Genomic DNA, 9745 nt, shown 5'->3' on the forward strand with positions numbered 1-9745 from the left:
TAGAAATTTTCCATTGGAATCAAATCATGGCTATTTCTGCGGAAAAATCCAGTTGTTAACTTCTCATTTACTTTACGAACAGGTACTTGAGCTTTATTGCGGTATCCCCAAGGTTCAGCCATACCGATCGTATCAAATATTTTAACGTCCGGCATTTTAGCGATCCGTTTCATCACATTTTTTACTTGTTGTTTTTTAAAAGTTAATTGAGCTGGATAATGCATATGTTGCAATGGTGCAATTCCGGCACGCGTAAAGTTTTCATCTTTCACTTCTACCCGGTTTTGACTAGAAGTCAATCGTTTCATAGACTTTGCATAACCAAAAGATTTGCCGGTCTTATGGATTTTAACTTCCATTTCCTCGCCAGGTAATGCATCTTCTATAAATAATGGGTAGCCGTCAATTTTAGCGACACCCATCCCTTCATGAGTGAGATCTTCGATTTTCACTGTGTGTTTTTCATTTTTTTGTACTGGTACTGTTTTATCTGCTTTCATTTAATAAAAAGCTCCCTTCGTTCATTAACGCGTATTTAGGTTGGTGGTGGTTGTTTTAAGTGAGTTGAGTTTCATTTGGCCAGCGTGATCATTTCAGATTTTCTTTATGTCTTTCATTCCGTTTGAACGGAGAGTGTTCCTGACTCGTCCGGTTTAATGGATTGACGGATAAACTAATCCTATCTCTCTCATGCCACTTATTTTAAGATACGGACACTTTCTATAAAGACTGGGAAGTGAATAGTGTATCCTAAAAAAGTTTGCTACTCTTTATTATTGCATAAAAGAGCAGCAAACTCAAAGTTTACTTATTATTTTTTGGTTCTTCTTTTGTTGCTTCATTCGGAGAAATCAAACCAGCTTGATTGGTAACTTCATTTGCAGAAATGGTTCCCTCTTTTTTTATTTCTTTGGTGGGAGAAACTATCCCATCTTCATTGATGTCTTCATTTGTCAGCCCTTCAACTTCTCTAATGAAAGCTTCTTCTACTTCTTCTGTGTAATCAATTGGATTCGTCACAGCTCCCATGATTTCGTCCACATTAGCAAACATTTCTATGTGCTGATGTAAATTAATAAAAGTCACTGGTGCATCACCGCCATATTCTCCATCCAAGTTGATCATCATTCGTGAGTCATTTGCTGGACGTGCATGGATTTTGCTGGTTTTGGCATAAAGGATATTAGGATGATCAATGTGTTTGCCGCCATTTAACAACAACGCAATCAAATGCAAGATTTCAATCTGATTCGCTGTTTTAACAACGATCATCGTGAATTTTCCATCATCTAATAAAGCATCAGGCGCCAACTGTTCAAAACCGCCGACTGAGTTTGTTACGGCTACAAAAAACATCGAAGCCGTTCCTTCATAAATACCCTCATCGTATTCAATGTGCATCGGAATCGGTTTAATACGCGGCAGCATTTCTGCTCCTTTGGCAAAATAAGCTAAATAACCAAAAACAGATTTCAAACTAGAAGGAACATCATAAGTCAATTCTGTTAACAGTCCGCCGCCGCCGATATTGATAAAATAGGTTTCCTTTTTATTCATAACGGCTTTCCCAATGTCCATCTTAATCGTCTGATTTTTTTGGATCATCTTAGCAGCCTCTAACAAATTGTTTCTTGGAATGTGCAAGGCACGAGCATAATCATTGGTCGTTCCAGCTGGAATAATGGCCATTTTAGGGCGTCGTTTTAGTCCCGCAATGCCGTTTACTACTTCGTTGATGGTTCCATCTCCACCAGCAGCGACAATTAAATCAAATCCTTCTTGTGCAACCCGCTTCGCTTCATTATACGCTGAATTAGCATCAGCAGTTGTCGCAAAAGCACTGGTTTCGTATCCGGCTTCTTCGTAAACTTGTAAAATATCGACTAAATTTCGTTTAATCAATTCACGACCCGAAGTTGGATTATAAATAATTCTGGCACGCATTAAAAACACTCCTTTACTATCGCTTGAAGAATTAGCGTTTAGCCAATTCTTCATTCAATAGTTTGTTTACAATCCCAGGGTTAGCTTGCCCTTTAGTCGCTTTCATGATTTGCCCTACTAAGAATCCGATTGCTCGGTCTTTTCCATTTTTAAAGTCTTCAATCGACTGAGGGTTTTTATCCAAAACTTCATTGACCATTGGAATCAGTTTTGCCGGGTCACTTAATTGGATCCAACCATTTTTTTCAACAACTGCTTGCGCGTCTCCGCCTTTACTGATTAGTTCTTGGAAGACTTTTTTCGCAATTTTTGAGCTGATCGTTCCATCCGCAATTAATTGGATCATACCAGTCAAGTTTTCTGGAGTTAACTGTGTATCATGCAATTCCATTTTTTCACTGTTCAAATAAGCTGAAACTTCTCCCATTAACCAGTTAGAAGCTTGTTTTGCATCTGCTCCATTGGCTAGCATGGCTTCGAAGAAATCAGACATTTCTTTTGTCGCTGTCATAACCATTGCATCATAATCCGATAATCCCAATTCTTCTACATAACGAGCACGACGTTCATGCGGCATTTCGGGGATAGTCGCTTTTACCCGCTCGATCCAGTCTTCGCTAATAGTCAAATTAGGCAGGTCTGGTTCTGGGAAGTAACGGTAATCATCTGATCCTTCTTTAACCCGCATTAAAATAGTTGCGCCGGTTGCTTCATCGTAACGACGTGTTTCTTGTTCAATAATCCCGCCCGAAAGCAAGACTTTTTCTTGACGCGCTTGTTCAAACATCAGTCCACGACGGACATAATTAAATGAATTCAAGTTTTTCAATTCAGCTTTCGTTCCAAAGGCTTCTTGTCCAATCGGGCGAAGCGAAATATTGGCATCGCATCGCATCGAACCTTCTTCCATTTTCACATCGCTGACTCCCGTGTATTGAACCACTTGTTTCAGTGCATCCAGGTAAGCATACGCTTCTTCAGGTGAACGCATATCTGCTTCTGAAACAATCTCGATCAATGGTGTTCCTTGTCGGTTTAAGTCGACATAAGAATAGCCGTCTGTTCCATGGTTGTTTTTCCCGGCATCTTCTTCTAAATGAACCCGTTCGATCCGGATGCGTTTCGTTTTGCCTTCGACTTCAATATCAATCCAGCCGTCATGTCCGATCGGCTTATCAAATTGAGAAATTTGGTAAGCTTTGGGATTGTCAGGATAAAAATAGTTTTTACGGTCAAATTTTGTATCGGTTGAAATTTCGCAATTTAGAGCCATAGCCGCTTTCATGGCAAATTCGACTGCTTGTTTATTGATGACTGGCAAAACGCCTGGGTATCCCCAGTCGATCACATTCGTATTGGTATTCGGTTCTGCACCAAAGTGAGCTGGAGCTGGTGAGAACATTTTTGATTCGGTTTTTAATTCTACATGGACTTCTAGTCCAATCACTGTTTCAAAATTCATTTTTATTCTCGCCTCCTACAGATTTGGTTTTTCTTTATGGAAATCGGTTGCTTGTTCAAAAGCATAAGCCGCTTGATAAATCGTCCGTTCATCAAAGTGGTTGGCAATCAATTGCAAGCCGACTGGCAAACCATTTGAGAAACCAGCAGGAATTGAGATTGCTGGAACACCAGCTAAGTTTACAGGAACAGTTAAAATGTCGCTTAAATACATGGCTACAGGGTCATGGACTTGTCCACCAATATCAAAAGCAGTTGTTGTCGTTGTTGGTCCCAAAATCAAATCATATTCTTCAAATACTTTTTCAAAGTCTTGCAGAATAAGCGTCCGTGCTTGGCCGGCTTTTTTAAAGTGAGCGTCATAAAAACCAGAACTTAATGAGAATGTTCCCAGCATAATACGGCGTTTCACTTCCATGCCGAATCCTTCCGAACGTGATTTCACATAAACTTCCTCTAGTGTTTTAGCTTCCGGTGAACGGTAACCATAACGGATTCCGTCAAACCGTTGCAAATTAGAAGAGGCTTCAGAAGACGCAATGATGTAGTAAGCCGGCACACCGTATTTTGAATGCGGTAAACTAACTTCTTCAACAATCGCTCCTAATTCTTTAAATGTCTCAATGGCTTTAAGAACCGCTTCTTTTACGCCAGCTTCTAAGCCTTCTTGTAAGTATTCTTTTGGTACGCCGATTTTCATTCCTTTTACGCCATCTTCAATACCCGCTGTAAAATCTGGCACAGGTTCTGGATAGCTCATCGAGTCTTTTTCATCGTGTCCGCTGATCGCATTCAATACCAATGCGTTGTCTTTAACAGAACGAGTCAAAGGTCCGATTTGATCTAAACTAGAAGCAAAGGCAATCAGTCCAAAGCGCGAAACGCGTCCATAAGTTGGTTTCATCCCAACAATTCCATTGAACGCTGCGGGTTGACGAATAGAGCCGCCTGTATCTGTTCCTAAGGTCATCGGTACTTGTCCGGCAGCCACTGCTGCTGCTGATCCGCCTGAAGAACCACCCGGAACTTTAGCGAGGTTCCAAGGATTACGAGTGACTTTGAAATGAGACCGTTCTGTACTTCCGCCCATGGCAAATTCATCCATGTTCAATTTACCAACTGAAATCATTCCTGAGTCTTTCACTTTTTCCATTACGGTTGCATCGTAAACGGGAAGAAAGTCTTCCAACATTTTGCTGGCTGCTGTAGTGATTGTTCCTTCTGTAACAATATTGTCTTTGATACCGATCGGCAGTCCAGATAACACATTATCAGGGTCAATACCGGCTGCATCCATTTGACGAGCTTTTTCTAATGCTTCATCGCGCGTTAATGTGATAAATGCGCCGACTTTATCTTCTGTCTCCGCAATACGTGCATAAACGGCTTCCATGATTGCTTCAGCAGTTGTTTCTTTATTCACTAGTAAATCATGTAATTCTTCTAATGTATGGTCTAATAAATTCATTTATGCGCCAGCCTCCCCGTTGTCTATCATTGCCGGAACTTGAATCAAGCCGTCTTTTTCCATTTTAACGTTTTTGAAGAGTTCTTTGCGGTCCATACCAGGAATGGCTTTATCTTCGCGCATCACGCTAGATATTTTCAGTCCATGAGTGGTTACCGGCACATCTTTCGTATCTAGTTCCTCTAATTGTTCAACCATTTTTATAATAGCGTCTAATTGTTTAGTAAAGCCAGTAATTTCTTCTTCTTGAAATTCTAACTTAGATAACAAAGCTACGTGTTTGATTTCTTCTTCGCTAATATTAGCCATATAGGTTTCACTCTCTTTCTGTCTATCATTCTTGTTTCAAGCTTCTTTTCCTATTCTACCATAAAGTCAGCTCCGCCTCTATATGAAACGGAAGACCTCCGATTATAAATAGAAAAAGGCTTAGCTGACTTTTGTAGGTATTATCTATCTGAGTTGGGCGAGAGCACTTCACGTCCTGTTAGTTGAGCTGCGCGCTCTAGCTCTTCGGAAAATAGATGGAATTGTCCTCAAGGCCTTTAGCCTTTTGCGGGAGTCCCCCTAATTTTCTGTCAGAACTGGCGAGAGCATTCCGCATCCTGTTTTAATCAAATACGTGGGTGTAGAAGGTGGTTTCGCTTGCTTTTCTTGCTAGGAACGATTCGGTTCCGTTAATCGATCCAATCGTGATTTCGATTGGGATATTAGGCGGCAAGAAAGTAGTCGCTTTATCCGCAACATGTTGAGTGAAGCTGATGATTTCACTTTCACCATAAAATTGGGTCACGATATTCACTTTCATTTTAATCAGCTGATCATCGGTATAGTAAGCTTCTGCCGTCACTCCGCTTAGATTAGGGAAGAAGTTCTCCACTTCTGCTTTAAAGTTCTCAAAGTTGGTCAATTCATTACTTGTTTCTTCTGCTACTGGAAAGATCACTTTTTTCTCTTTGATTGTATTCCAGTCGCCAACCTTGGTATTGCCCTTTTCGCTAATTGCTTCTGCAATAAAAGTCCCACCGGCTAAACTATCTTTAGCCGATTGTTCGAAAATCCCAACCGTAATGGGAACATCTCCCACTCCTTCAGTCTCTCTTAAATGCTGCACAATTTTATCTGCCATGGCTTTTCCTTGTTTCAGTAATTCCTCATGGCTGATTTTTGTTTCAAAGTCTGCACCAAATTCGACTTTTTGATAATAATCGATCGTGTTCATCGCTAAACCGATGCTAATACCGCCTAAATTAAAGTTATTATCTGTTTTCACCATATAATCCTGTTCTAAAACGGAATTCAAATAGTAAGGATTGCGTTCATCTGGTTCTTTTTTGCCATTATCTTCAGGATTTAAACCATCTGGGTTGTCTTTACTGACACGTTTCAACCAGTTATTAATTGTTTTAGAATCAATGTACTGTCCTTCTTGAAAATAATATTTATCAGTGGAGTAGTGTTTTTGGGATAGATTCATCAGCCCAACTTCAAAGGCTTTTAAGTTGAAATTTGAATTTAGCCCTAAAGTCACTCCTCTTGATTTACTTGTTAAATAACTGCCATCGGTTACCACTGCTTTATAATACTCATCAGATAGTTGGTGTGTAGTTGTATCTGCAGGAGTATCTGTTGTGCTTCCACCAGTAGGATCACTACAGGCACTCAGCAAAAAAATACCCGCTGCCATTAGTGCAATGATTTTTTTGTTCATGCTTCTTCTCCTTCTAACGCTGCTAATAATTGGTCTTCATTCCAAACGGTGATATCCAAATCTTGGGCTTTAATTAACTTACTGCCCGCTTCTTCACCAGCAACGACTAAATCTGTTTTTTTAGAAACACTGCCTGTGACTTTTCCGCCTAGGTTTTCAATACGTTCTTTTGCCTCTTCACGTGTAAACTGTGTCAACTTACCGGTCAACACGATCGTTTTAGTATTGAAATACGAATCAATGGAAGCCACTTCAGCTTTTTTAGGCCCTAAATACGTGAGATTAACTTGTCGATCGCGTAATTCATCCACTAGTTCAGCCACTTCAGGCAAAGCAAAATAAGTAACCACACTTTCAGCAATAATTTCTCCAATGCCTTCAATTGCTGTGATTTCTTCTTGTTGAGCCTGTTGTATTTTTTCGATGGTTTCAAATTGTTCTGCAATCAATCTTGCTGCTTTCGATCCGACATGTCGGATACCTAAACCAAAAATCAAGCGTTCCAAAGAGTTTCCTCGGCTGGCATCAATGGCGGCCAACAAATTATTCGCAGACTTGTCTTTGATTTTATCTAATGTAATGAGTTGATCGTACGTTAGTTTATATAAATCAGCTACATCTTGTACTAAGTGTTTTTCGAATAATTGAATGATGACTTTAGGCCCCATACCATCAATATTCATGGCATTTCTTGAAGCAAAATGAGCCAGTCCTTCAGTAATTTGAGCTGGGCATTTCGGGTTGATGCACCGCAAGGCCACTTCTTCTTCTAAATGGACTAATTCGCTGTCACATACTGGACAATGGGTTGGAATGGTATAAGGCTGACTGTCAGCTGGTCTTTCTTCTAAGATAACTCGTGTCACTTCGGGAATAATATCGCCAGCTTTATGCACTACGACAGTATCGAGCAGTCGAATATCCCGTTCTTGAATGAGATCGACATTATGCAAACTGGCCCGCTGTACGGTTGTTCCAGCTAATTGGACAGGATCCATGATTGCTGTCGGAGTAACTACACCCGTTCTTCCAATGGTCCATTCGATATCACGTACAACAGTATGGCCTTCTTCTGCTGGAAACTTATAAGCAATGGCCCAGCGCGGCGCTTTTACCGTAAAACCGATATCTGCTTGTGTATCAAATTCATTGACTTTGATCACGATACCATCAATTTCATAAGGCAGCTGAGCTCTTTTGTCATGGAAAGCTTGGACGTAAGCCCACACTTCTTCAATCGTATCAAATACTTTACGTTCGTGGTTGGTCCGCAATCCTAATTCATCCAGTTGATTCAAAGCTGTTTCTTGACTATCTGCAGTCATTTCTCCAAAATCAGCTACAGTATATAAAAAAGTATTTAAATTTCGTTTGGCCGTTTCTTTGGCATCTAAATTCCGCAAACCACCGGCTGCGGCGTTTCTTGGATTAGCAAAAACAGCTTCACCATTTTCCTCACGTTCTTTGTTCAAGGCTAAAAAAGAAGCTTTCGGCATATAACATTCTCCACGGACTTCAATGTTATAAGGCTTTTTTAACCGCAAAGGGACCGATTTGACGGTACGAATATTTTGGGTGACATTTTCCCCAACTGTTCCGTCTCCACGTGTAGCTGCCAATACTAATTTGCCAGCTTCGTATTTCAGTGAAATAGCTAATCCGTCAATTTTTAATTCGCAAATGTAATGAATCTTTTTGTCAGTCAGTTTTCTGATTCGTTTATCGAATTCCAATAAATCTCCTTCATTGAAAGCATTGCCTAAACTCAGCATTGGGATTTCATGGATTACTTTTTCAAATCCAGGCAATATGGTTCCCCCGACTCGTTGTGTGGGAGAATCGTTCGAGACCAAAGCTGGGAATTCTTCTTCCCATTCGACTAATTCATGATAGAGCTTATCGTAGTCAGAATCGGAAATTGTGGGATTATCTTGAACATAATATTGGTAACTATAGGTGTCAAGTAGATCTCTTAATTCACTGACACGTATTTTAGCTTCTTCAAAAGTATGTTGACCCGTCATTTGAAAACCCCTTTCTTTTTTATTTTTTTAACTAACCTAATTTAATGTAGTCTCTTTCTTTTAATGCTGGCGAGAGCACTTTGCATCCTGTTTTTAGTTGAGCTGCGAATTCTAGCGGTTCGGAAAATAGATGAATTCCTTCGAGGGAAAAGCTCCCTTTGTGGCACTCCGCATCCTGTTTTTTGCATCCTATACTTTTTCAATTGGGGCGAATGCGGCTAGTAGTCGTTTGACGCCTTGTTCTTTGAAGGCTATGTCGAGTTGGAGGTTCGTTGCATCTCCGGTTACTCTGACAACTGTACCAAGTCCCCATTTTTTGTGCATGGCTTTATCGCCGACTGTCCACTCTAATTTATCTGCTCCGCTTTCAACTTTATTGCTAGCAGGTGCTTGATAAGGCGTGCTGACTGCTTTTTCTGTTTGTCTACTGCGGTAAGTATTGGTTGGAGTCGTTGAACGGCCAAAAGGCAGGTTGTTTCCAGTTTGTCCATTGCCCAATTCCATGATTTCTTCTGTAATTTCTCTAATAAAACGAGAAGCTTGATTGCTTTGGGTGCGTCCATATAAGACCCGTGAATAAGCATTGGTCACATACAACTTTTGCTCTGCACGAGTGATGCCAACATAGGCTAAACGACGCTCTTCTTCTAAATCGTCCTCTTCCATCATTGAACGGGATAAGGGGAAGATTCCTTCTTCTAAGCCGATTAAAAAGACCACTGGAAATTCTAATCCCTTAGCCGCGTGTAACGTCATTAACGTCACTTCACTTTGCGGTTCTTCTTCAATATTATCCAAATCAGAAATCAACGCCAAATCAGTCAAGAAGGTCAACAAGCTTTTATCATCACTGTTGTCTTTTTCAAATTGCTGCGTAACGGACAAGAACTCTTTGATATTTTCTACACGTGTTTCTGCTTCAAGGGTTCGCTCAGCTTCCAAGCTTTCCAAATATCCGCTGCGCTCTAACGTTTCTTCAACTAATTTTGTCACTGGTAAAAATTCTTGCATTTTTTGTAAATCACGCAGCATAAAAGCAAAAGCTTCCAGTTCTTTAGCTGCTTTACCAGTGATATTCGTGATGGATACGTTTAACGCGGTTTCTAATAAAGACCATTCATACTGGTTAGCAAACAC

The 9745-nt window shown here is 40.4% G+C and carries 6 protein-coding genes and 2 pseudogenes; all 8 read right to left on the reverse strand.

Annotated elements, in window-relative coordinates; translation table 11 throughout:
• A pseudogene (locus RT405_RS03475) lies at positions 1 to 500 on the reverse strand (class I SAM-dependent RNA methyltransferase); the annotation flags it as partial.
• A gap of 418 nt (positions 501 to 918) precedes the next feature.
• Positions 919 to 1944 (reverse strand): annotated as a pseudogene (locus RT405_RS03480) (diacylglycerol kinase); the annotation flags it as partial.
• Positions 1945 to 1975: 31 nt separating this feature from the next.
• On the reverse strand, positions 1976 to 3406 hold the full coding sequence (gene gatB / locus RT405_RS03485; protein ID WP_313467590.1) for an Asp-tRNA(Asn)/Glu-tRNA(Gln) amidotransferase subunit GatB: 1431 nt from the start codon (positions 3404 to 3406) through the stop codon (positions 1976 to 1978).
• 15 nt (positions 3407 to 3421) lie between these two features.
• Positions 3422 to 4873, reverse strand: coding sequence for an Asp-tRNA(Asn)/Glu-tRNA(Gln) amidotransferase subunit GatA (gene gatA, locus RT405_RS03490; RefSeq protein WP_313467592.1), 1452 nt, complete (start codon positions 4871 to 4873; stop codon positions 3422 to 3424).
• On the reverse strand, positions 4874 to 5182 hold the full coding sequence (gene gatC / locus RT405_RS03495) for an Asp-tRNA(Asn)/Glu-tRNA(Gln) amidotransferase subunit GatC (RefSeq protein WP_035032534.1): 309 nt from the start codon (positions 5180 to 5182) through the stop codon (positions 4874 to 4876).
• A gap of 301 nt (positions 5183 to 5483) precedes the next feature.
• Positions 5484 to 6584 (reverse strand): CamS family sex pheromone protein, encoded by a 1101-nt coding sequence (locus tag RT405_RS03500; RefSeq protein ID WP_313467594.1) that lies wholly within the window; start codon positions 6582 to 6584, stop codon positions 5484 to 5486.
• Complete coding sequence (ligA, locus tag RT405_RS03505; protein ID WP_313467596.1) at positions 6581 to 8608, reverse strand: NAD-dependent DNA ligase LigA; 2028 nt, start codon at positions 8606 to 8608, stop codon at positions 6581 to 6583. The genes RT405_RS03500 and ligA overlap by 4 nt, the downstream gene beginning before the upstream one ends.
• A 189-nt stretch (positions 8609 to 8797) precedes the next feature.
• Positions 8798 to 9745 (reverse strand): 3'-5' exonuclease (locus RT405_RS03510; protein ID WP_396163176.1); only part of this gene is annotated, 948 nt, incomplete at its 5' end.

The organism is Carnobacterium sp. (assembly GCF_032094055.1).
GTDB lineage: Bacteria > Bacillota > Bacilli > Lactobacillales > Carnobacteriaceae > Carnobacterium_A.

Coding starts and splice junctions, on each gene's coding strand:
- RT405_RS03500 (WP_313467594.1), bottom strand. CDS start 6,584: ATGAACAAAAAAATCATTGCACTAATGGCAGCGGGTATTTTTTTGCTG.
- gatA (WP_313467592.1), bottom strand. CDS start 4,873: ATGAATTTATTAGACCATACATTAGAAGAATTACATGATTTACTAGTG.
- gatB (WP_313467590.1), bottom strand. CDS start 3,406: ATGAATTTTGAAACAGTGATTGGACTAGAAGTCCATGTAGAATTAAAA.
- ligA (WP_313467596.1), bottom strand. CDS start 8,608: ATGACGGGTCAACATACTTTTGAAGAAGCTAAAATACGTGTCAGTGAA.
- gatC (WP_035032534.1), bottom strand. CDS start 5,182: ATGGCTAATATTAGCGAAGAAGAAATCAAACACGTAGCTTTGTTATCT.